Below are 20,432 nucleotides of genomic sequence, written 5' to 3'. Positions count from 1 at the left end.
AAGGACAAAAATGAGCCACGTAGAACTACTCAAAACCTGCGGTTTGAAAGCAACTCCTCAAAGATTGTGCATCCTAAAGGTGCTCGATCGCCACGAGCATCCTAGCATAGATGACCTATACGAGGGGATCAAGGAGGACTATCCATCTATTTCGCTAGCGACGGTTTATAAAAATTTAAACACCCTACTCGACGAGGGCGTCGTAGTCGAGGTCAATGCGCCGAATAAAAAGAGCCGCTACGACATCTATCAGATGCCGCACATCCACGTCGTATGCGAAAAATGCGGCAATGTCACGGATCTTTTCATGGATGATGCCTTTAATAAGGACGTTTTGAAAAACATCGAGCGCAAAGCGGGCAATTTCATCCGCAAGCTAAATATCACGGCTACGGTCGAAGACTGCGAAAAGTGTAGATAGTTTAAAGAATTTTCTGCTATTATTACCCACTTTATTTTTGGAGCGGGTATGCAAACTAAGCGTAAATTTTTATTGAGCGACGATTCGATTCTGCGGACGCTAGAGCGTGCGGGGCTAAAATGTCGCAAGGTAAAGATCGCTTGGTTTTATACTTCGTTCTATCCCGAAATTTACTACATCCGCCAAAACGACGAATGCTCTTTGCACCACAGAAAAGAGGATCTCGACAGACAAACTCTAAATTTTAAAATTTCAAAAGATGATTTCAAAGAGGCTTTAAAAAGCAGGATCGCCCGCGTCGTGCAAAAGAACCGCTACGGCTTTGCTAACGACGAGGCGGAGTTTTGGTTAGAGCTTTACGGCGGAGAGTTAAGTACGCTCGTGATTTTACGAGCGAAATTTCAAAGCGAGGCGGCAAGCACAAATTTTGATTTTGTAAAAACCTTCGGCAGCACCGATTTTTGCGAGATCACCGACGATTACCGCTACAAAAGCCGCTATCTAGCGCGCTACGGCATCCCGCCGCGCTCGCTTGATTTCGCGCACGCCCGCAGCGTTTTTGAAAAATTTAGCCGAGTTAAATTTTTCGCTCCGCCCTATGCGGACAGCGTTAAGCTCGCGCGCTTGGCGCTTGAGCTGGCGTGGACGAGGGCGTGTGCCGCAAAAAGCGAGTATCAAAAAAGCCTAGCCCCCGAAGCTCTTCACGAGCTGCGCGTGCAGATTCGTAAATTTAGAGCGGTTTTGAAGCTATCCGCGCCGCTTTTCGAGGCGGAAAAAAGAGGCGAAATTTTAAAACTGCTCGCAGGATTTATGAGCCGCACCAATCAGCTGCGAGATCTTCACGTTTTTGCGGAGTTTTTAAAAGCCGACGACGCGCCTGCGAGCTTTTTGCAGCAGCTAAATCTTATCGCAAAGCGCTCGGAGGATAAAATTTTAAAATTTCTTTCTAGCGCTGAATTTGCAGATTTAAACGGCGCTATTAGTGGCTTTTTAAGCGGCGCGGATGGCATCTACGCGCGCAGCGAATATGAAAAAATTTCAAAAAAGTTCGCCTCCGCTCGCCTTTGTAAGCTGATTAAAAGCTTGCGCGCGGAGCTAAAAAATTTAAAGCAAGGCTCGTCTCTGCAGGCATTTCACGACGTGCGCATAGGGCTAAAGAGGCTGCGATACGCGCTTGAAATTTTTGCAAGAAGCTTTGATGAAGGCTGCGTCAGGGAGCTGTTTAAACGCACCAAGGCCGCCTGCGAGGATTTCGGCGCGCTGCAAGATATCAGCGTATGGCAAAATTTCATCGCGATCTATCAAAAAGCAAGCGATAAAAGTGGCGTCGCGTTTGCGTATCTGCTGGCTCTGGACGCCCGCCTAAACGACCGCCGCGCCGAGCTGGAGGAAAAAATTTTAAATGAAAAAGAGCCTCTTTTGCGCGCTCTGAAAAGATCGCTACGTAAAATCAAAGCATACGAATAAGGAAAACCCGTGCAAAAACAGGAAAAAATCATAAAGATGTTCGACGAAATCGCGCCTACCTATGATCTAGCAAACCGCGCCATCAGCTTCGGCGTGGACGTTTCGTGGCGCAAAAAAGCGGTCGGGCTGACGCTTGAAAAGCTTAAAGGAAAGCTCGTGAGTATCGCCGATGTCGCGTGCGGCACGGGCGATATGATAAGCTCATGGCGCGACGGCGCAGCACAGCACGGCGTGCAGATCGAACGGATCGTGGGGATCGATCCTAGCGAAGGGATGCTCGAGGTAGCTAGGCAAAAATTTCCTGGCTGCGAGTTTATCAAAGCGGCCGCGGGCGCCACGACGTTAGATGATGCAAGCGTGGATATTTTAAGCATCAGCTACGGCATAAGAAACGTTGTGGAGTTGGACGCGGCGCTTGCGGAGTTTAATCGCGTCATAAAACCGGGCGGCTCGCTCGTGGTTTTGGAATTTACCAAAGCCGCAAGCGGCGGGCTCGCGTTTAAAATCAGAGATTTTTACGTAAGTAAAATTTTACCCAAAATCGGCGCTTTCATCTCGAAAAACAAAGAAGCCTACGAGTATCTGCCAAGCTCCATCGGCAGCTTCCTAGACGCCGCGAGCTTTAGCGAAAAGCTCAAAAACGCAGGCTTTGAACTGCGCGTGCAAAAGGGCTTCAGCTTCGATGTCAGCACGCTTTTCATCGCGGAGAAAATCGCGCGGAAGAGCGACGATGCTTAGCGTAAGCGAGCTCAACGCCCAAGCCAAGGCGCTTTTGGAGACGAGCTTTAGCTTCGTCGAAGTCGAGGGCGAAATATCTAAGCTTAGAATTCAAAGCACGAGCGGACACTGGTATTTCACGATCAAAGACGCGAGCGCGGCGATCGATTGCGCGATGTTTAAATTTAACGCCGCGCGGATAAATTTTATCCCCGCCGTGGGCGATAAGCTCATCGTAAGCGGCAAAGTCTCGCTATACGCCCCCACGGGCGCGTATCAGATCCAGGTATCAAACATACGCAAAAGCGGCGAAGGCGAGCTAGAAGCGGCGTTTGCCGCGCTAAAAGATAAGCTTAGCAAAGAGGGGCTTTTTGATGCCGCACATAAAAAACAGCTTCCGAAATTTGCCCAAAGCATCGCGATCATCACGAGCGCGGGTTCCGCGGCGCAGGCGGATATGCTTCGCACGGCGCAGGACCGCTTCGCGCTTTGCAAGATCGATCTGTATAACGCACTAGTGCAAGGCGAGAGCGCGCCCGCTTCGATCATAAGCGCTCTGCGTGCAGCCGACGCGAAGGGCTACGATGCGATCGTCATCGCTCGCGGCGGCGGCTCGCGCGAGGATCTGTGGTGCTTCAACGACGAGGCCTTAGCGCGCGCGATCTACGCAGCCAAAACGCCCGTCATCTCGGCGGTAGGGCACGAGATCGATTTTAGCATCAGCGATTTCGTAGCCGATCACCGAAGCCTCACGCCCACCGCCGCGATGATCGACCTACTGCCCGATATTTGCGCGATTTTTCAGAGCTTAGACGGCGTAAGCGATGCATTTGATAGGCTGATAAAAGATAAAATTTCATCCGCGCAAAACGCGCTGAGCCTCGCAGCTCTGGAGCTTAAATCAAAATCTATCGAGCCAAAAATTTCAGGCTCGCTTGCGGGGCTTTCAAATTTAGAGCTTAAATTTAAAAGCTTCATCGGCTCCAAACTAAGCGCCGCAGAGCACGCGCTAAGCGCAAAGGATGAGCTTTTAACGCAAAAGGCGAAATTTTTTGAGATCACAAAAGACCTCGTTCAAATCCAAAAGGACGGTAAAACGGTGAGCTTGGGCGAGCTTGCCGCGGGCGATGAGTTCGTCCTTTGCTCGCAGCAGCTCAGCAAAAACGCAAAAATCATCTAAAGGAGGCAAAATGGATAGAGTAATAAATTTTAGCGCAGGACCTAGCACCATCCCGCTGGGCGTGCTAAAGCAGGCGCAAGAGGAGCTGCTAAACTACGCAGGGCTGGGATTTTCGATAATGGAGATCTCGCACCGCACTAAAATTTTCGAGGAAGTCCTACATAGCGCGATGGACCGCGTACGCGATCTCTACGGCTTTTCGGATGATTTTACGATTTTGTTTTTGCAAGGCGGCGCGAGCCTGCAATTCGCGCAGGTGCCGATGAACTTATACGCAGGCGGCGTCGCAGAATACGCCAACACGGGCAACTGGACGAGCAAGGCGATCAAGGAAGCGGGCGTGCTCGGCATAAACTACCGCGTGGTCGCAAGCAGTGAGGAGAGCAAATTCGACCGCATCCCCGAGGTTAAATTCTCTGACGGCGCCGATTACGGCTACATCTGCTCGAATAACACGATCTACGGCACGCAGTATCCGCAGCTACCGCAGTGCGCCTGCCCGCTCGTAGTCGATAGCTCGAGCGATCTGTTTTCGCGCCCCGTGGATCTTAGCAGCGTAGGGATGTTTTACGGAGGCATTCAGAAAAACGGCGGTCCCGCGGGCGTTACGATGGTGGCGATCCGCAAGGATCTGCTGGACTGCGCAAATCCCAAAACGCCGATGATCCTGCGCTATAAGACGCAGGCAGACGCAGACTCGATGAGCAACACCCCGAACACTTTCGGAATTTACATGCTAAATTTAATGCTCGGCTGGATCAAGGACGAGATCGGCGGGCTCGCGGCGATGCACGAGCGCAACAAGCGCAAAGCGGCGCTACTTTACGGCGCGATCGATGCCAGCGGCGGCTTCTACCGCGGCCACGCGCAAAAAACTAGCCGCAGCCTGATGAACGTGAGCTTTAATATCGCAGACGCCGCGCTTGAGCCCATCTTCGTCGCGCAGGCGGAGGCCGAGGGTATGATCGGGCTTAAAGGACACCGCGTTTTAGGCGGCATCCGCGCCTCTATCTACAACGCGATAAACTACGAGGATGTTGAAAAACTAGTCACTTTCATGAGCGAGTTTGCGCGCAAAAACGGCTAGCGGCGATTAAATTTAGAGGGTTTGAGCGCAGCTCGCGCTTATAGACGAGATTGTTTAGGATCCGCGCTTGCCTTGTCGCTGAGCTGGTATTTGCCATAGTCCTCGCTTTTATAGCCGGTATTTTACGGCAGAAATAGCTTTGATGCGGCTTGGATTTCGCTGCTAGAATTTTATTGAAGGCAAAATTTTATGATGTTAAATTTTGCATTGGATGAAGTCTGATGGCTTTGATTTTGCAGCGGCGAGCGGACTTGGCGCTGCTGGGATTTATTAGGTAGGATTTAATATTTAAAACGCTATTATCGGTGTTCGAGGATGGAAGGCGGTTTATTTATGTAGGCGCAGGTTTAGCGTATCTAGCGCCTAAATTTAAGCTTAACCCTAAAAACAGACAAAATTAAACGAAAGGATTTAAATGAGTTTTAAGAGATTTTTTGCAGTAGCGCTTGTGGTGGGCGCTTGCGCTTCGGTGAGCGCAGAGGCTAGCGCTGCTGGGGATTTTTGTATCAAAAATGGCGGCGAGCTGATCGTCCGCAAAGACGGCAACGGCGTGGATTACACCGTTTGTAAGCTGCCCGACGGCACTATGATCGATGCTGAAGAATTTTATAAAACAGGCGGCGATTTGAGCAAATTTAAGAGCGTAAATCGATAGAATTTTATCGCTTGCGAAATTTACAGCAGCGAAATTCCATAAAATTCTGCGTCAAAATTCCTCTTTAAAATTTAGATGAATTCTAACTAGCAAGCATTAGCGCAAGTAAATTATTTGGGTACCTCATACAAAGTGAGGGCAGCAGAGTGATGGAAGAAATTCAATTCTCCAAACATCAACGATGTGCGGAGATTTTGCTCCAGTAAGGTGCTGAAAACGGCGACTACGCAAAGCAGAAATATTTTAAGCGATTTGACGCGACGTGCAGGAAAGCTACTAGATTGCTTGATTAAGACGCAGATTTTTTGGATATGCGATAAGCGTTTGTGCCCATAGTTGCTGAGCTTAAATTTTAGCCATTTGTAGGTGTAGCTCACTTTATTGTTTAAAAAGCTAAAATTTTAACTGCTTACGAGCGTTCATTCGCTTCCTTGCCTGCGTAAATTTAGTGCGTGAAAACCACGACCTCGCCGCGCTCAAACGCGATCTGCTGTCCCGCTAGGTATAGCTCGAAGTAGGGCTTCAAAAAGTCCTCCTGCGGCCTTTGCGCGTAGTTTGGATACTGCAAGTACACAGGTAGCAGATGGTCGCAGTTAATCGAATAGTACGCCTCGCCGAGCACCCATAGCTTTGCATCGAGCTTAGGCGTATCTATCATCCACTCCGTGATCGCCTCATAGACGGCGTCCGCAAGCTCACCTTTGTTATGCGCGAGATCAAAGCTCTCCTGCACGCGAGCGGATTTTATCTGCTCAAGTATCTTTAAAAGCCCGCTCTTGCCTAGAAATTCGGCAAAAATTTTTAAATTTCGAACGTACGCTAAAGCTAGGCTCTTAAGCGCTTCGCTACCAAATTTCGGATCCTGCGGCGGGCAAAAATACCCTGGCGCCACGCCCTGATCAAACGCTTCCCGCGTCTGCTGCGCCGTGACTGTGTAGATTGGCATTATGCGCGCTTGTAGCTCGGTGCCGTTTTGCAGCGGCGCAAACACCGCCCGCGCACCCGCACCGTCAGGCATAAAGCACTGAAAAAGCCCGTAAAGCTTATCCTGTAGATCGATCTCTTCGCAATCTAAATCAAGATCTAGCCCCGCAGCCTCGTCAATGCGACTAGCGTATTCGAAATTCGTCATTTTCGCCCCTTTAGATTTTGACCGTCAAAGCGTTTGCGTGGAATTTTACCTAAATTTCGCGCATTTGCCGAATTAAAATTTACGCGCGATGAGACTTTTGTAGAATTTAAAATTTAGCGGTTCGGTTTGGATTCTATACCGCGACAAAGCGGCGCGGCGATTAGCGGCGACGGGTTGTCGCGCGGGCGGTTAGCAGCGGCGGATGGGTATCGCGCGGCGGCGGACAGCGTCTGACAGCGGCGCCTACGGCACGCGGCGACGGGCGATAGCCGATGATCGCGACCGCGGCACTCGCAGGCCGGTTGCTCGCAGAAGCGGATTTTTGCGCTCAGGCCGTCGCAAAATGGCGGGCAGTGTCTTGGATGACGGCACGACCGTGGTATTCGCGGGTCGGTCGCTCGCAAAAGCGCTTTTCGCGTTCAGAGCGCGCATTGCGGCGCAAGGTCGGCGGCATTATCCGATCCGTTGCGCGCGAAATGAAATTTAACTCTAAATTTAAAAGTGCGAAATTTTTCAAATCGCGCATTAAGTAGTGTGAAATTTTATTTGGTTTTGTTTCGCCGCGCAGCGGTTTGCACGGCTTGCTTTAAATTTTATTCTATCCCCGCAAATGCTGCTTTTGCGTCCGCCAGATCCTTTTCGTCCGGGTGTTTCGCAGCCTCTGCCCAGCGCGCAAGTCGCTCGGGGGTAATAGGGTGGGGCGAGTTACCGCCGGCCGCCATTTTGCGCATCATTTCAAGTAGATTCGGATCGATCGCGCCCTGGCAGGCAAACTCCCTTATGATCTCGTTGCCGTTTGCTTTAAGCCCCTCTTCAAAGGTATCCAGGCACTTGCGCGAGTGCTCGCCGTCCGGCTCTGCGCCTAGAGTCATAAAAACGCCAAGCTTCTTGCCGTGAATCTTGCGTAAAAAGCGCATAAATTTCGCTTCGGCTTCGCCCTTATCGACGTAAAAGCCCAAGGCTATGAAATCGTAGTCATCGACCTTACCCTCAAAGTCGCGGAAATTTAGACTCTCGCAGCCCAGTTGCTCGGCGATCGCGTCGCCCACCTTTTTCGTGTTACCCGTTTGTGAGGTGTAAAGCACGATTTTTTTCATACAAAATCCTTTCTAATAATGTTTGCTATCTCTTCGTTGATGTTGTTGCCCCAAAAAATTCCGTCCAAGCTCAAGATCGATCTTTGATCTTTTAGCTCCAAAAGCCCCCAGCTCTCAAATTCTTTGAGCTTTTGCACCGCTTCGTCGTAAATGCTCGCGCTCAGAGCCTCTTTTAGCTCGTTTAAGCTTACGATCGGGTATTGAAACAGATTGTTTAGCACGCTATATTTTGCCTCGCGCTCATCGATTCGCGAGATCATCTTGTGTCCCGACACGCCGTAAATTCCGAAGCCCGCTACGTGTCCGCCCGCGCCGTTGCCGATAGGCAGGATATCCGTGCCCTTGTGGCTTAGCTTGATGTAGCCGTAGTTATCGCGACCTTTTCGAGCAAGTTTGGTAAGCTCCAAAACCTCGAAATTCCCGCTTTGCAACAGCGCCTCTGCGAAAGCGTGGTGTAGCTTTTTATCAGTCGGCAGATCGTAGTAGGAGGTGTCGATCTTTTTGGATAGCTCCGAGCCATCGAAAAACATCAGCGAGTAAAAGCTGGCGCTATCAAGTCCGAGCTCATTTACGTAATGTGCGTCCGCGACCGCCTCCTCTACGCTTTCGTTCGGGAAGTTGTAGATGATGTCGCAGCAGAGCATGCCGTCAAATTTTTCTCTAAGATCCTTCAGTCGCTCGATTGCGCGAGCGGGCTTATGCACGCGGTTTAGAAGCGCGCGTCCCTGTCTGCTGAAGGTCTGCACGCCGATGCTAAAGCGATTTACGCCGAAGCTTTGCAGAGTGAGCGCTTTTTGCGTATCTAGATTATGCAGCGTGGTTTCTATGCTGATCTCGCAGTCGTCCGCGATCTTGAAATTTTTATGCAGCGCGCCGAGGACCTTTTCGAAGTGAGCTTCGCTAAATACGCTCGGCGTGCCGCCGCCGAAGTAGATGCTTTTGATCTTTTTAGTATCGAAATAGGGCATCTCGCCGTAGTCTTTGATCTGGCGGATCAAAAATTTAGCGTATTCGTCCAGCTCGTCGCCGAGTTTGGAGCGCATCATCGAACAAAACGAGCAGATGTTGTCGCAAAAGGGCACGTGCAGATAGATCACGCAATCGCTGTCTTTTGCGGGCTGCTCCAGCGCGTCGAACAGCTCGTTTTCGCTTGCGGAGACGCTCTCGAAAAGCTTGGAGCGATGGTGGGATTTAATGCGTTCTTTAAACATCTATTTCGTTGCCTCCGCGTAAATTTCATCCACCGTCTCGCCGATCTGCGGGCTGCCCCGCAAGATGAGCGTCGGAGCTTTTAAAATTTTGCCCGATTTTACCGCTTTGGTATTTCTAAGGATCGGATTTGCCTTTAAAAAATCCTCCGTCTCGCCGCCTACGATAACGATTATATCGGGGTTTTGCTCGAGGATGTATTCGGCAGATACCGAAGGCGTACTGCCTTTTAGGCCGTCTGCGATATTTTTGGCGCCTAGGCGAGCGAAGATATCGCCTACTAGGGTTTTGTCGTTAAAGGCCATAGTGGCGTTTGAACCGAAAAATAGCGCTACTTTTTTACCGCGAAGAGCGGGTTTGTCTGCAAAAATTCCATCCATCCGCGCGCAAATTTTATCCGCCTCGCTCTCCTTTTTTACGATCGCCGCGACCTTCTTTACGTTTTGGCAGATATCTGCGGTGGAGTTTGCATCCATTGCAAGACTCTTAAGTCCCAGCTTTTGCAGATTCTCGCTAACGCCTGCGGAGTGAAAGCTAGTAATAACCAGATCGGGCTTAAGCTCGACGATCTTTTCCATATTCGGCTTGACGTAGGTGCCTACGCTAGGCAGTTTCGCGGTTTCTGCCTCCGGGCGGATCTTGCTCATCGAGGTAGTTGAGATCGCAGCGATCTGATCCTGCGCGCCTAAAGCGTAGATGATCTCGACCGCAGCGGGGTCGAGCACTACCAGGCCTTTGGCGAGCGCAAAACTCGCCGAAAGCAAAGCTATAAGAATTTTTTTCACATTTTCTCCTTTTGCGGTAAGATAAATTTGGTTCCCAAATTTTCGACTATCAGGGCGTCAAAGCCGTAAATTTCTTTTATGATCTGCGGCGTAAAAAGCTCGCTCGCGTTACCGCGATACCTTACTGTGCCGTCTTTTAGCATCAAAATTTCATCGCAAAAAAGCGAGGCTAAATTTAGATCGTGCAGCACGATGACGCTCGTTAAATTTAGCGTTTTGGTTAAATTTTCGCAGATCCTCATCGCCTCGATCGCGTAGTTTATATCAAGCGCGCCCGTGGGCTCATCGAGCAGTAAAATTTCAGGCTCGCTTACGAGCGCTCTAGCAAGCAGTACGCGCCCAAACTCGCCGCCGCTTAGCTCAAACGCGCTGCGATTTAAAAATTTCTTCACGTCCAAAAGCTCGGCGATTCGCTCTACTTTGTCGCGGTCGCTCGCATCGTAGCCGCTAAATGCGCTTTTTAGGCGGCAAAATCTGCCCGCAAGTAAAATTTCATTCACGTTTAGTGCGGCTGCGAGGGCTGTTTTTTGCGGCACGAAGCCGATAAGCGCGGCAAGCTCTTTGAGGCTATATTCGCTTGCTTTTTTGCCGTTTATTTCGATGATGCCGCTTGCGGGCTTTAAAATTTGCAATATGTTTTTTAGCAAGGTGCTTTTGCCGCAGCCGTTAGGACCCAAAATCCCGTAAAATTTCCCCCGTTTTAAATTTAACTCTATGCCTCGCAGAATCGCCCGCTTGCCGTAGCTGAAGTTTAGCGCCGAAATTTTCATGCATGCTTCCTAAACGCGAGGTATAGAAAAAAGGGCGCGCCGAAAAAGGAGGTCACCACGCCGATTGGAATTTCTACCGGCGAGAGGGCGTTTTTAGCGATTACGTCGCAAAAAACCAAAAAAACTCCGCCGGTAAGCGCGCTAGCGGGGATCAGCACGGCGTTGCTCGCCGTATGAAGCGCCATGCGAAGCGTGTGCGGAATGATGAGCCCCACGAAGCCTATCATACCCGTAAACGCGACCGAAAAGCCGATGATGAGCGAGGAGACGATGAGTAGGCTCTTTTTGGACCTCTCGACGTTGAGTCCGAGCGACTTCGCCTCCTCGTCGCCGTTTAAGATGATATTTAGCTCGTGGCGCTTTCCGTAAAAATACGCCATGCAAAACAGCAGCGGCGGCAGCAAAAGCGCGATCTTTTGCCAGTTTGCACCGCCTAGATAGCCCATCATCCACGCCGTAATCCTAAAACTATCCTCTCCGATTAGATAGACCGCGAAGGATGTAAATGCGCCCAAAAAGGACGATACGGCGATGCCTACGATCAGCAGAGTAGAGATCGAGCGGGTATGGGCTGCGAGCTTAAAGATTACGAGTGAAAGCCCGCTGGCGGCCAAAAATGCGAAAATTCCGTAAAAAACGTCGCTAAGCCCCAGTAGGTAGGCTATGACCGCGCCGAAAGTCGCTGCCGAGGCGATACCGATGATGTAGGGATCCGCAAGCGGGTTTAAAAATACGCTTTGCACCACCACTCCCGAAGTTGCCAGCAGCGCGCCTATTAAAATTCCAAGCACGAGGCGCGGCAGGCGCATTTGTAGCAAGATGAGCTGCTTGGTCTCGTCTATCTCGCCGAAGGTGAAAAATTTCGCGACATCGCCCAGCGAAATGCTCGCCCCACCGCTACTTACGGCTACTAAAGCAAGCAATATAAAAGCTACGATTAGAAAGAGATAAAATTTAAAGCTCATAGCCCACCAGGCGAACTATACGCGCAGATTTCGTCGCGGCGGATATTTTTAAAATTTAAGCGGTGCCAGGAATTTATACGCGCGGAATTTATGAAATTCTCGCGGCTGGCGCAATTATTTTTGAAGCTTACATAGCTTTTGATATCAGCGCGAAAAAGTGCGTAGCCGCACACCTGATCCGGCATAAATTTCCTCCTAAAAGTATTCGCGATTTTTATTAAGAAATTAAAATCGTTATCATGGGATTTTATCGCTTGATTTCTTAAACCGCGATAAATTCCGTAACGGCTAAGAGCTGCGGAGTTAAATTTAGGTCGATTAAATGTTAAAATCTCGCGCGCCGCCAAGCCGGCTCTTTAAATTTGAAATTCAAAATTTAGGCGGTAAATTTAAACGCCGAAAGAGCTCTTTTTAATTTCGCGATTCAGCTTTAAATTATAAAAACGCCGATAAAATACGCACTAAATTTTATTTAACGAGTCCCGCTTTAAAGGCGCAAGCCGTTTTGTTAAACGGCAAACTGCGCCGAAGCCGCTCGCTAAGCTTTAAGGAGTGAGCATGAAATTTTGGCAAAAGATCCTTTGGGCGGCGGTCGCCGTCATAGGGGCGTGGTGTTTCGGCGTACTTGCGCTAAATAAAGGCGAGAGCATCAGCGCCGTTTGGCTCGTAGTGGCCAGCGCGTGCATCTATCTGATCGGATACACCTTCTACGGGCGCTTTATCGCGTATCGCGTCTTTGAGTTAGACGATCGCCGCGCGACTCCTGCGGTGATCCGAAACGACGGACGCGATTACGTTCCTACGAACAAATACGTCCTTTTCGGCCACCATTTTGCCGCTATTGCAGGCGCCGGACCGCTCGTAGGTCCCGTAGTGGCCGCACAGATGGGCTATCTGCCCGGCACCATTTGGCTTTTGGTAGGCGTCGTGCTCGCGGGTGCGGTGCATGATTTCATCGTGCTCGTGCTATCCACGCGCCGCGGCGGCAAGAGCCTCGGCGAGATGATAAAAGACGAGATGGGCAAGCTCACGGGCGGCATCGCGATGATCGGAATTTTTTTCATCATGCTGATCATCGTGGCGATCTTGGCGATGGTTGTCGTAAAGGCGCTCGCAAACTCGCCGTGGGGGCTTTTTACGATCGCGATGACGATACCGATCGCCATATTTATGGGAATTTACATGAGGTTTTTGCGCCCGGGCAAGGTCAGCGAGGCATCGATCATCGGCTTTGTTTTGCTGATGCTTGCGCTTTGGGGTGGGCATTACGTCTTGATCGATCCGTACTGGCACGACGTTTTTTCGCTAAAGGGCGAGACGCTCGCGCTTCTTACGATCGGCTACGGCTTTATCGCGGCGATCTTGCCCGTGTGGCTGCTGCTGGCGCCGCGCGATTATCTAAGTACCTTCCTTAAGCTCGGCGTCATCATCGGCATGGCGGTCGCGATAATCTTTGTCGCGCCCGAGCTTAAAATGCCCGCTACGACGAAATTTATCGACGGCACGGGTCCCGTTTTCGCAGGTCCGATATTTCCGTTTTTGTTTATCACGATCGCATGCGGCGCGATCTCGGGCTTTCACGCGCTGATCTCCAGCGGCACGACGCCTAAGATGGTCGAGCGCGAAACCCACACTCTTTTCATCGGCTACGGCTCGATGCTTATGGAGAGCCTCGTGGGCATAATGGCGCTTGTGGCTGCGTGCATCCTAAGCCCGGGCGAATACTTCGCTATCAACTCGCCCGCTGCGGTGCTGGGCAAAGACGCGGTAAGCGCCGCGGCGTATATAAGCTCTATCGGATTTAGCATTACGCCCGAGCAGATCGGCGCCTTGGCTTCAAACGTCGGCGAGACCACGATGATGAGCCGCACGGGCGGCGCTCCTACCTTTGCGATGGGGCTAACGATGCTACTGCATCAGATCATCGGCGGCAAGGAGCTGATGGCGTTTTGGTACCACTTTGCGATTTTATTTGAGGCGCTGTTTATTCTGACCGCGGTCGATGCGGGCACGCGCACGGGGCGCTTTATGGTGCAAGAAATTTTAGGCAACGTCTATAAGCCATTCTCCGATACCAAAAATTCCCTCTACGGCATCATCGCGACGCTGATCTGCGTGGCGGGCTGGGGCTATCTGCTCTACAGCGGCGTTACCGATCCTATGGGCGGAATTTACACGCTGTGGCCGCTTTTCGGCGCGTCCAATCAGATGCTCGCGGGCATCGCGCTGCTGCTCGCGACGGTGGTGCTTTTTAAAATGGGCAAGCAAAAATACGCCTTCGTTACGATCGCTCCTGCGATCTGGGTGCTTATAACCACGCTTTATGCGGCGATCTTAAAGCTTATGCCAGCTAACGGCGAGCGCGTGCACGACGCGGTAAGCCACGTAGCTATCGCGCAAAATACCGCCGCCAAACTCGCTAGCCTGAGCGATCCCGCGGCGATCGAAAAGGCGCAGGCTATCATCAGAAACAACGTCATTGACGCTGTGCTATGTGGGCTTTTCGTCGTTGTTACGATCATCGTCATCGTCCAAACGATACGAATGTGCCTTAAAATTTCAAAAGGCGGCGCGAGCGAGGGATATTTCAAGCTGGCAGAAAGCGAGTACGTGGACAGGGGCGTTTATGAAAAAGTTTAAATTTAATCCGCTCGCAGCCCCGAAGGCCGTGGCGAGGTTTTTGGCGCGCGCGGATACCGCACTTGCGCCGCTCATCGGGCTCGGCGATTACGAGGGCTATCTGAGCCACTTCAGAAGCGCTCATCCGGACGAAATCCCGCTAAGCAGAGCGGAATTTTTCCGCGCGATGCAAGATAGCAAGGCAAAAAACGTCAAGTGCTGATAGCGGCGAAAGGGCGCGGTCGCGCCGTACAAATCGCCGGCCTGCGACGTTTTGCCGTGGTGTCGTGAAATTTCGCTGGGGTTTGAAATTTTAAATTTAGACTAGGGTGTGGGCGCGCGAGTCATGAAATTTAGCCTGCTGCTAGAGATTAAATTTCGCGCGTACCTCTTTGAGATTGCGCTTTAAATTTGCTCGCACTTATGGCGTTGAGATTTATTCTTGCCGTCACGCCCCTATTCATCGCCGACCCGCGATTTTTTGCAATGGTCTCGCCTGCATGTCGTAGAATTTTTAAACGGGTATTTGCCGCGTCTTGGTAGAATTCTATATAAAATTTTTGCAAAATTTTTAGCAAACCTGCCTTAATTAAAGGCGTGAAATCATAGCTGCAAATTTTAAATCAGGAATATGGGTGTGCTTGGACCATGGTTTAGATCTCATAGTAGGTTAAAATTTGCTCCGCATCCTCGTCGTAAGCGTTATCGACTAGTACGAGATCGAGGGCGCGCTCGGGCGTGCGATGCCTGCGTTTTTCATTTTTACCGGGAGCGAGGAGTGAATATTCACGGTTTTCGATACCACGGCCGCCTTCGGGCATTAAATTTTGCTCGGCAAATGCGACCTTTTGCTCCGCTTCGTATTTTGTGCTCGCAGCCCGGCAGGAAGCAGCCGTAACGACGCCTAAAATTCTCGCGCCCTTTTGTTTAAATTTATGCGTCAAAATAGGCTTGGTCGCGAGATATCGGACGGTCTCATTTTGTTTAAATTTATCCATCGCTTCGCATCCGGATTTACTCGTCTCGCCCTGCGTAAATTCGCCCGAGCCGCCGCGATTAAATTCGTCCGCTTCGTCACATCTAAATTCCTCAGCTTTATCGTGCGCAAATTTGCCCGAGTCGTCGTGCTCGCCGCTCTCGAGGTCGCCCGTTTTGCCGTGCTCAAAGCCGCCCGCTTCGCTACGCATGAGATTAAGAACCCTCAGCTCATTCGGCTCGTTTATAAAGTATCCGCGCCAGCCGTCCGGTCCATCCGCCGCAAGCTCGAATTTATCGAAATCAAAATCGAGCTTCACGCGGAATTTAACGTTAAAATTTGCGTCCGTAAAAACAAGCTCGTTAGCACCCTCTATTTCGCCGTTTTCGCCAGCCTCGCCCACGCGAATGCAATATCCGCCGCTTGCGCGCTGCACCTGCGTCATAGGGCAAGTTTTAGCGATGATTTTAAGCTCACAACTGCTCAAATTTAAGCCGTAAATTTGACCCGAGCGCGTAAAAATCAAGAAATTTAGCTCATCTTGCTTAAAAATCGCCGCGCAGCCCCTTAATCGCTTTCGCGTGCCCGTCTGCGTCTTAAAATCGTAAATAAAAAGCGTGTCGTATGTCGCCGTAATAGCCTTTTTATCGCCATCCTTGCTACTTAGCGCGATAAAGTTGCCGTATTTTAGCACGCCTTTTTTGTGCTTTGAGATGAGCGCGAGATCCGCGGCGTTAAATTTATAAATCGTGTCTACAAAGTCCAAAACTACGAGCGTACGGCCGTCATCGTCAAAGGTCGCAGTGCAGGTAAAATCGCGGAAAGGCGCGCCGGCTAGCTGCTCGCCGCTTGCAAGCGAAAATTTTCTAAGCTTCATCTGCTTTTGCTCGTCGTTATCGCCTGCGTAAAATGCGTGATCACCCATTATTAGGACATTTTCGCCGATATCGCGAAGTCTGTTTTGAAGCCTACTTTGCCATAAAATTTTCATCGGTCGCTCCTTCTGTATGCGCGCAAAGAACACAGCACGATTTATTACTTTTAATTTGTGCTAGCGGTTTTTCAGCGCGCATGCTAATACTTGAATTATTGCTTTTAAATTTACGCTATTTGCACGGCGCTCGGTACCTATCAAATCGGCATTTCAGCCATGCTTTGCGGGTAAATTTATCCGCGCAGCGTTTGGACCGGGCTAGAAAGAAATTTAACCGCGCGCTGTTTGAGCGAAACCGCAAAATTAGCCTCGCAAATTTAGATCATTTTTTCGGTTTATTTTCTTTGATATAGTCCACGGTGATATGCTGGCAGGCGATTTTATCGTTCTTTTCGAGGCATAAAGTCTCCAGCTCCTCGCGGCTGAAATTTTTGTAATCTTTGATAGTCTTTTTGCCGCTGCCTCCCATCACGAAGTATATGAGAGCCGCTAAAATCGCCATCGCTGCGATTAATCTAAGCATAATTGCCTCCTAAATTTTATAAATTTTTGTGTCTAGCGAGCGAATTCGGCGCGCATCTGTTTAAAATAAGCGGTCAAATTTTGCGCCGCGCGGATTTTGCGGATAGCGCATTTTTAAATTTAGAGCAATTACGATTGCTTCGGAAAGTATCTATCCAGCGTCTGAACTACCTGCCTTAGCCATACCTTTCGCTCAGCTTCGTCGCTATCCGCGATTACTCTAAACATCAGCCGCTCAAAGGTTTTCACGCCACAAAAATCGAAAATGCAGCTTTTCCAAATTCTTTCCAGCGGATCGCCGAATATCTCGTTTTCTCTGGCCTCTGGGGTGTTGGAGGTGTTGAAAACTACGGCGGCTTTAGCCTTTAAAAGCCCTATCGGAAGCCCGCCGCCATTATCGTCCGGCGCAAAATCGTAGGCTACTCTCTGCCTTAGCACGCGGTCAATCCAGCCCTTGAGGATGGCAGGCGGCTCGCCCCACCAGTTCGGATGGACAATCACGATACCGTGGGCGTTTGCGATATCTTTTTGATGCGCTTTTAACAGCTCGTCGTCGCTTTCGTCGTTCACGAGCTCAGCGCCGCTAAGGATTGGGTTAAATTTCTCCTTATATAGATCGTGAAATTTAACCTCGTAGCCGCTATTTTGCAGCTTTTCTGCCGCTACGTTTGCAATAGTCGCTTTAGGCTTCTCTCGTAAGGATGTGCCAGGATAACAGAAATTTGCTCCATTTTTTTTGCTTTATTTCATATTGCTATTCAATTTCTAATTTTTTTATAATTTCTCTAGAGAATTTTGCATATTGACTTGATGTATATGGAAAATTATCTTTTGAAAAATCGAAATCTAACTTACTTAAAAGTTTATCATAAAATTCAAAATCTTTAATTCCATATTTATCAATAAGTGCAAGATAACTCATAATAAACCCATTTATAGATATTACAGATAATATCTTAGATTGAGGATCATGCCATTCGCTCTTGAAATGCTTCTTTATTGCCTTAAAATATATTGAAATTTTTTCTACGCAAAATTCCTTATATTTATTCAAGGATGCATCATCCATTTTTTTTAGTGCCTCTTTATCGCCATCCCAGTGAAAGAATAGATTTTTTCTACCATCTTTGGGATCTAAAGTTATTAAATAACGCAACGCAAATTTGATTATTGATGCAATTTTAATTTTGTTTTCATCCAATAATGACATTTCAAATTTATTTAGAAAAATACTCTTTTTATTTAGGAGATCAATGATTGACCTAGATAAACCAAAATCTGAAATAGGATCTTTAACCATTTGAATATGTAATAATACATCTTGAGATACCGGTTTAGCATTGGAATTAATATCTAAAAATATTTCACTCTGTATCTTTATTTTTTTAGTATCCGACATACCTTTTGGAAAAATAAGACCCGTAACTAATAAGTGTAACTCTTTTCTTAACTGTGATATTTTAGGCTCATCACTATCTGTTTCTAAACCTTCATAATGAGCATAAATACGATGTTGTCCATCAATAATACATATACTATTCATACAATTTGGGATAAGCATAGTGCATACGTCATGCTTATTGATTTCATCAATATTAATAGGTATATTATCTTTTTTGAAAGAAATATCTTCAGGCAAAGCTACAATAATATTATTATAAAAAGCTTCTTTATTTGTTACTAAAAATTTTCTTATACTGTTAATTCTTTTATCCTGAATTAGACGTTGATAAAGCAAAGAAGAATCTTCCCAGTTATCTTTTCTTAAGACATAAGAGTTTTTTATTAATGTTTCTGCAGATATCATGAAAGACACTATTCTTACATTATCTTTAATGCCAGTAAAAGATTTAGGAGTAATTATCGTAGTTTTTATCTCTTTCGGACTGCTTTCTGCAGTAATAATACCTATATCATCATCATTTAGCCCCAAGAACCTAAAAATTTCATACCTAGCCGACTTTTTTATACATTTTGACATTTTAGATAAATACATTAAAGCATTATGGTCAACGAATTTTATCAATGGGTATAATTTATAATCATCATCGCTAAAATCAAGTTTTTCTTGGGAAAAATATAAAAACTTGATTTTATATCTATCTAATGAATATTGTTTAATAAATGAATCTTGAAAATTATCATATAACCATTGGTAAAAGTTTGTTAAATTTTTATTTATTTCTACAAATCCTTCATGTTTTTTTCTAACATGATCTTTAATATTGTCTGTTTTTGTTACAGTATCCTCACAAATCAAAATTATATTCTCATAAATAAATATAAAATCTAATTCTACGGTTCTATGCCCTATTTTAAAGTGTTTATTTTGAGTGTTTAAATATTTAAAACCCGCCATAATAAAAGTATTCTTTATACTATTTCTAAAATTTCTAGATAATCTTGCCTTTTTTATTTCTTCCGGAGATTTTTTTGATTTTCTAATACTTTTAGACATTTATGCTTGTCCTTCTCTAATTTTACGGAATTCTTCTGGCAACATCGCAACCGAACTATTTAAGTCGGGCTCCATAACCGGTACATCCTTTCTGACTTTTATAACCCCATCAATAGCTTCCTGAATACGCGTTTTGGCAATATTAAAGTATTCTTTTTGTATCTCTGCCCCCACAAAGCACCTCTGCTCTAGTATGGATGCTACACCTGATGTTCCAGAACCCATAAACGGATCCAAAACTATTCCATTGATGGGTGTCAATGCTTTAATTAACCTTTGTGGAATAGCAATTGGGAATTGGCATGGATGCTTTGTTTTTTCTATATGGTTGGCCTTAACATTTGGTATATCCCACACATCCGATGGGTTCTTACCCAAAGGGTTACCACTAAATTCCCCTTTATTCTCTCCTTTATATGAACGTTTGCCTGGGTATTTTTGTGGTATACGTATATTGTCTAAATTAAAATTATATTCTTTGCCTTTTGTAAACCATAGTATTGTTTCATGTCTTCCACTAAAACGTTTTGAACTATTTAGCCCATGTCCAAAAGTCCAAATTAATCTATTTCTTAGTAGGAGCGGATATTCTAAACTACGGTTATTTTCACTAAATATCTGATAAACATAATAATCCAAAGGAATAACCTCTGATTTGCTAATATGATAACCGGTTTGCCAACATAGACTTCCTCCTTTTTTTAATACACGATAAATGTCACCAAATATAGATGACTGTTGTTTTTTAAAAGTTTCAATATCGTCGTGCAAATTCTCATACGCTTTATTCATACAATATGGGGGGGAAGTTATAATTAAATCGCAAAATTCATCTGGTATATTCTTAAGTAATTTAATACAATCCCCATTAAATATTGTTATACTATTATTTTCATTAAATTTTTCAGCAATTTTTATATTTTCCAAAGTTCGTCAACCCCTATAAAAATAATTAAAATATTCTCACTCCCACTCTATCGTTGCGGGCGGTTTGCTAGAGATGTCGTAAACTACGCGGTTGATGCCGTCCACTTCGTTTATGATGCGGCGAGAGACGTTTTCTAGCAGGTCGTAAGGCAGGCGCGAGAAGCTGGCCGTCATACCGTCGCTAGCGTCCACTACGCGTATGCACACGGCGTTTTCGTAGGTGCGGTTATCGCCCATAACGCCGACGGAGTGCACGTTTAGCAGCACGCAAAACGCCTGCCATGTTTTGTTGTACCAGCCGCTTGATTTTAGCTCGTCGCGTAGGATCACGTCGGCTTTGCGTAGTAGCTCGAGGCTCGGCGTATTTACCTCGCCCATTATGCGGATCGCAAGACCAGGACCTGGGAATGGATGGCGGAAAACGACTTCGCGCGAAAGACCTAGTTCGAGCCCCAGCTGGCGCACCTCGTCTTTAAAAATTTCGCGCAAAGGCTCGATCAGTTCAAATTTC

At 47.5% G+C, this 20,432-nt stretch carries 20 protein-coding genes and 1 pseudogene; 8 read left to right on the top strand and 13 right to left on the bottom strand.

Annotated features, from left to right (window positions below; translation table 11 throughout):
* Window positions 1–10 precede the first annotated feature (10 nt).
* The 6 genes from Q0614_RS10295 to Q0614_RS10270 all read left to right on the top strand — a co-directional run bounded on the left by Q0614_RS10295 (window position 11) and on the right by Q0614_RS10270 (window position 5,527).
* Window positions 11–421, top strand: coding sequence for a Fur family transcriptional regulator (locus Q0614_RS10295; protein WP_005869540.1), 411 nt, complete (start codon window positions 11–13; stop codon window positions 419–421).
* 48 nt (window positions 422–469) lie between these two features.
* Complete coding sequence (locus Q0614_RS10290; protein ID WP_298788524.1) at window positions 470–1,888, top strand: CHAD domain-containing protein; 1,419 nt, start codon at window positions 470–472, stop codon at window positions 1,886–1,888.
* Between the two features lie 9 nt (window positions 1,889–1,897).
* Window positions 1,898–2,626 (top strand): bifunctional demethylmenaquinone methyltransferase/2-methoxy-6-polyprenyl-1,4-benzoquinol methylase UbiE, encoded by a 729-nt coding sequence (gene ubiE, locus Q0614_RS10285; protein WP_298788522.1) that lies wholly within the window; start codon window positions 1,898–1,900, stop codon window positions 2,624–2,626.
* Window positions 2,619–3,785 carry an exodeoxyribonuclease VII large subunit gene (gene xseA, locus Q0614_RS10280; RefSeq protein WP_298788520.1) on the top strand — a complete coding sequence of 389 codons (1,167 nt, stop codon included), beginning with the start codon at window positions 2,619–2,621 and terminating at the stop codon, window positions 3,783–3,785. Before ubiE ends, xseA begins: the two co-directional genes overlap by 8 nt.
* 10 nt (window positions 3,786–3,795) lie before the next feature.
* Window positions 3,796–4,872 carry a 3-phosphoserine/phosphohydroxythreonine transaminase gene (serC, locus tag Q0614_RS10275; protein ID WP_298788518.1) on the top strand — a complete coding sequence of 359 codons (1,077 nt, stop codon included), beginning with the start codon at window positions 3,796–3,798 and terminating at the stop codon, window positions 4,870–4,872.
* Window positions 4,873–5,287: 415 nt separating this feature from the next.
* Entirely contained in the window at window positions 5,288–5,527 is a 240-nt protein-coding gene (locus Q0614_RS10270; protein ID WP_298755831.1) for a DUF333 domain-containing protein, read from the top strand.
* A gap of 445 nt (window positions 5,528–5,972) precedes the next feature.
* Here the strand turns inward: Q0614_RS10270 and Q0614_RS10265 are convergent, their stop codons facing one another.
* The 7 genes from Q0614_RS10265 to Q0614_RS10235 form a co-directional block, all read right to left on the bottom strand.
* Window positions 5,973–6,659, bottom strand: a complete 687-nt coding sequence (locus tag Q0614_RS10265; RefSeq protein ID WP_298788516.1) for a hypothetical protein — start codon at window positions 6,657–6,659, stop codon at window positions 5,973–5,975.
* A 593-nt stretch (window positions 6,660–7,252) separates the two neighbouring features.
* The gene (locus Q0614_RS10260; RefSeq protein WP_298788514.1) at window positions 7,253–7,756 is read right to left on the bottom strand and encodes a flavodoxin family protein; all 504 of its coding nucleotides are present in this window, start codon (window positions 7,754–7,756) and stop codon (window positions 7,253–7,255) included.
* A complete protein-coding gene (locus tag Q0614_RS10255) occupies window positions 7,753–8,967 on the bottom strand; it encodes a radical SAM protein (protein WP_298788512.1) in 1,215 nt (404 codons plus the stop codon). Before Q0614_RS10255 ends, Q0614_RS10260 begins: the two co-directional genes overlap by 4 nt.
* On the bottom strand, window positions 8,968–9,750 hold the full coding sequence (locus Q0614_RS10250; RefSeq protein ID WP_298788510.1) for an ABC transporter substrate-binding protein: 783 nt from the start codon (window positions 9,748–9,750) through the stop codon (window positions 8,968–8,970).
* On the bottom strand, window positions 9,747–10,520 hold the full coding sequence (locus Q0614_RS10245) for an ABC transporter ATP-binding protein (RefSeq protein WP_298788508.1): 774 nt from the start codon (window positions 10,518–10,520) through the stop codon (window positions 9,747–9,749). Before Q0614_RS10245 ends, Q0614_RS10250 begins: the two co-directional genes overlap by 4 nt.
* Window positions 10,517–11,485 carry an iron ABC transporter permease gene (locus tag Q0614_RS10240; RefSeq protein WP_298788506.1) on the bottom strand — a complete coding sequence of 323 codons (969 nt, stop codon included), beginning with the start codon at window positions 11,483–11,485 and terminating at the stop codon, window positions 10,517–10,519. Before Q0614_RS10240 ends, Q0614_RS10245 begins: the two co-directional genes overlap by 4 nt.
* Window positions 11,482–11,670 (bottom strand): hypothetical protein, encoded by a 189-nt coding sequence (locus tag Q0614_RS10235; protein WP_298788504.1) that lies wholly within the window; start codon window positions 11,668–11,670, stop codon window positions 11,482–11,484. Before Q0614_RS10235 ends, Q0614_RS10240 begins: the two co-directional genes overlap by 4 nt.
* Before the next feature lie 373 nt (window positions 11,671–12,043).
* Here Q0614_RS10235 and Q0614_RS10230 point away from each other — a divergent pair, with 373 nt between their 5' ends.
* On the top strand, window positions 12,044–14,125 hold the full coding sequence (locus Q0614_RS10230; protein WP_298788503.1) for a carbon starvation CstA family protein: 2,082 nt from the start codon (window positions 12,044–12,046) through the stop codon (window positions 14,123–14,125).
* On the top strand, window positions 14,112–14,327 hold the full coding sequence (gene kcuS / locus Q0614_RS10225) for a KCU-star family selenoprotein (RefSeq protein ID WP_298788502.1): 216 nt from the start codon (window positions 14,112–14,114) through the stop codon (window positions 14,325–14,327). Before Q0614_RS10230 ends, kcuS begins: the two co-directional genes overlap by 14 nt.
* Before the next feature lie 430 nt (window positions 14,328–14,757).
* On the opposite strand, the gene Q0614_RS10220 is transcribed toward kcuS, so the two are convergent.
* The 6 genes and pseudogenes from Q0614_RS10220 to Q0614_RS10195 all read right to left on the bottom strand — a co-directional run.
* A complete protein-coding gene (locus Q0614_RS10220; protein WP_298788501.1) occupies window positions 14,758–16,071 on the bottom strand; it encodes a hypothetical protein in 1,314 nt (437 codons plus the stop codon).
* A 265-nt stretch (window positions 16,072–16,336) separates the two neighbouring features.
* A complete protein-coding gene (locus Q0614_RS10215) occupies window positions 16,337–16,537 on the bottom strand; it encodes a hypothetical protein (protein WP_298788500.1) in 201 nt (66 codons plus the stop codon).
* Between the two features lie 128 nt (window positions 16,538–16,665).
* On the bottom strand, window positions 16,666–17,187 hold the full coding sequence (locus tag Q0614_RS10210) for an NAD(P)H-dependent oxidoreductase (RefSeq protein WP_298788542.1): 522 nt from the start codon (window positions 17,185–17,187) through the stop codon (window positions 16,666–16,668).
* A 103-nt stretch (window positions 17,188–17,290) separates the two neighbouring features.
* Complete coding sequence (locus Q0614_RS10205; RefSeq protein ID WP_298788499.1) at window positions 17,291–18,994, bottom strand: DGQHR domain-containing protein; 1,704 nt, start codon at window positions 18,992–18,994, stop codon at window positions 17,291–17,293.
* On the bottom strand, window positions 18,995–19,921 hold the full coding sequence (locus Q0614_RS10200) for a site-specific DNA-methyltransferase (RefSeq protein WP_297926702.1): 927 nt from the start codon (window positions 19,919–19,921) through the stop codon (window positions 18,995–18,997).
* A gap of 36 nt (window positions 19,922–19,957) precedes the next feature.
* Window positions 19,958–20,432 (bottom strand): annotated as a pseudogene (locus Q0614_RS10195) (GMP synthase (glutamine-hydrolyzing)); the annotation flags it as partial.

The sequence above is a fragment of the uncultured Campylobacter sp. genome (assembly GCF_937997595.1).
Taxonomy (GTDB): domain Bacteria; phylum Campylobacterota; class Campylobacteria; order Campylobacterales; family Campylobacteraceae; genus Campylobacter_B.
Note: the sequence above shows the minus strand (reverse complement) of the source record. Positions and strands in the feature narration are given on the sequence as shown.

What these genes read in the sequence shown, in the direction of transcription:
- xseA (WP_298788520.1), top strand. Translation starts at nt 2,619, where the DNA reads ATGCTTAGCGTAAGCGAGCTCAACGCCCAAGCCAAGGCGCTTTTGGAG.
- Q0614_RS10220 (WP_298788501.1), bottom strand. Translation starts at nt 16,071, where the DNA reads ATGAAAATTTTATGGCAAAGTAGGCTTCAAAACAGACTTCGCGATATC.
- Q0614_RS10255 (WP_298788512.1), bottom strand. Translation starts at nt 8,967, where the DNA reads ATGTTTAAAGAACGCATTAAATCCCACCATCGCTCCAAGCTTTTCGAG.
- Q0614_RS10245 (WP_298788508.1), bottom strand. Translation starts at nt 10,520, where the DNA reads ATGAAAATTTCGGCGCTAAACTTCAGCTACGGCAAGCGGGCGATTCTG.
- Q0614_RS10215 (WP_298788500.1), bottom strand. Translation starts at nt 16,537, where the DNA reads ATGCTTAGATTAATCGCAGCGATGGCGATTTTAGCGGCTCTCATATAC.
- kcuS (WP_298788502.1), top strand. Translation starts at nt 14,112, where the DNA reads ATGAAAAAGTTTAAATTTAATCCGCTCGCAGCCCCGAAGGCCGTGGCG.
- Q0614_RS10295 (WP_005869540.1), top strand. Translation starts at nt 11, where the DNA reads ATGAGCCACGTAGAACTACTCAAAACCTGCGGTTTGAAAGCAACTCCT.
- Q0614_RS10260 (WP_298788514.1), bottom strand. Translation starts at nt 7,756, where the DNA reads ATGAAAAAAATCGTGCTTTACACCTCACAAACGGGTAACACGAAAAAG.
- Q0614_RS10205 (WP_298788499.1), bottom strand. Translation starts at nt 18,994, where the DNA reads ATGTCTAAAAGTATTAGAAAATCAAAAAAATCTCCGGAAGAAATAAAA.
- Q0614_RS10290 (WP_298788524.1), top strand. Translation starts at nt 470, where the DNA reads ATGCAAACTAAGCGTAAATTTTTATTGAGCGACGATTCGATTCTGCGG.
- Q0614_RS10270 (WP_298755831.1), top strand. Translation starts at nt 5,288, where the DNA reads ATGAGTTTTAAGAGATTTTTTGCAGTAGCGCTTGTGGTGGGCGCTTGC.
- serC (WP_298788518.1), top strand. Translation starts at nt 3,796, where the DNA reads ATGGATAGAGTAATAAATTTTAGCGCAGGACCTAGCACCATCCCGCTG.
- Q0614_RS10235 (WP_298788504.1), bottom strand. Translation starts at nt 11,670, where the DNA reads ATGCCGGATCAGGTGTGCGGCTACGCACTTTTTCGCGCTGATATCAAA.
- Q0614_RS10230 (WP_298788503.1), top strand. Translation starts at nt 12,044, where the DNA reads ATGAAATTTTGGCAAAAGATCCTTTGGGCGGCGGTCGCCGTCATAGGG.
- Q0614_RS10265 (WP_298788516.1), bottom strand. Translation starts at nt 6,659, where the DNA reads ATGACGAATTTCGAATACGCTAGTCGCATTGACGAGGCTGCGGGGCTA.
- Q0614_RS10240 (WP_298788506.1), bottom strand. Translation starts at nt 11,485, where the DNA reads ATGAGCTTTAAATTTTATCTCTTTCTAATCGTAGCTTTTATATTGCTT.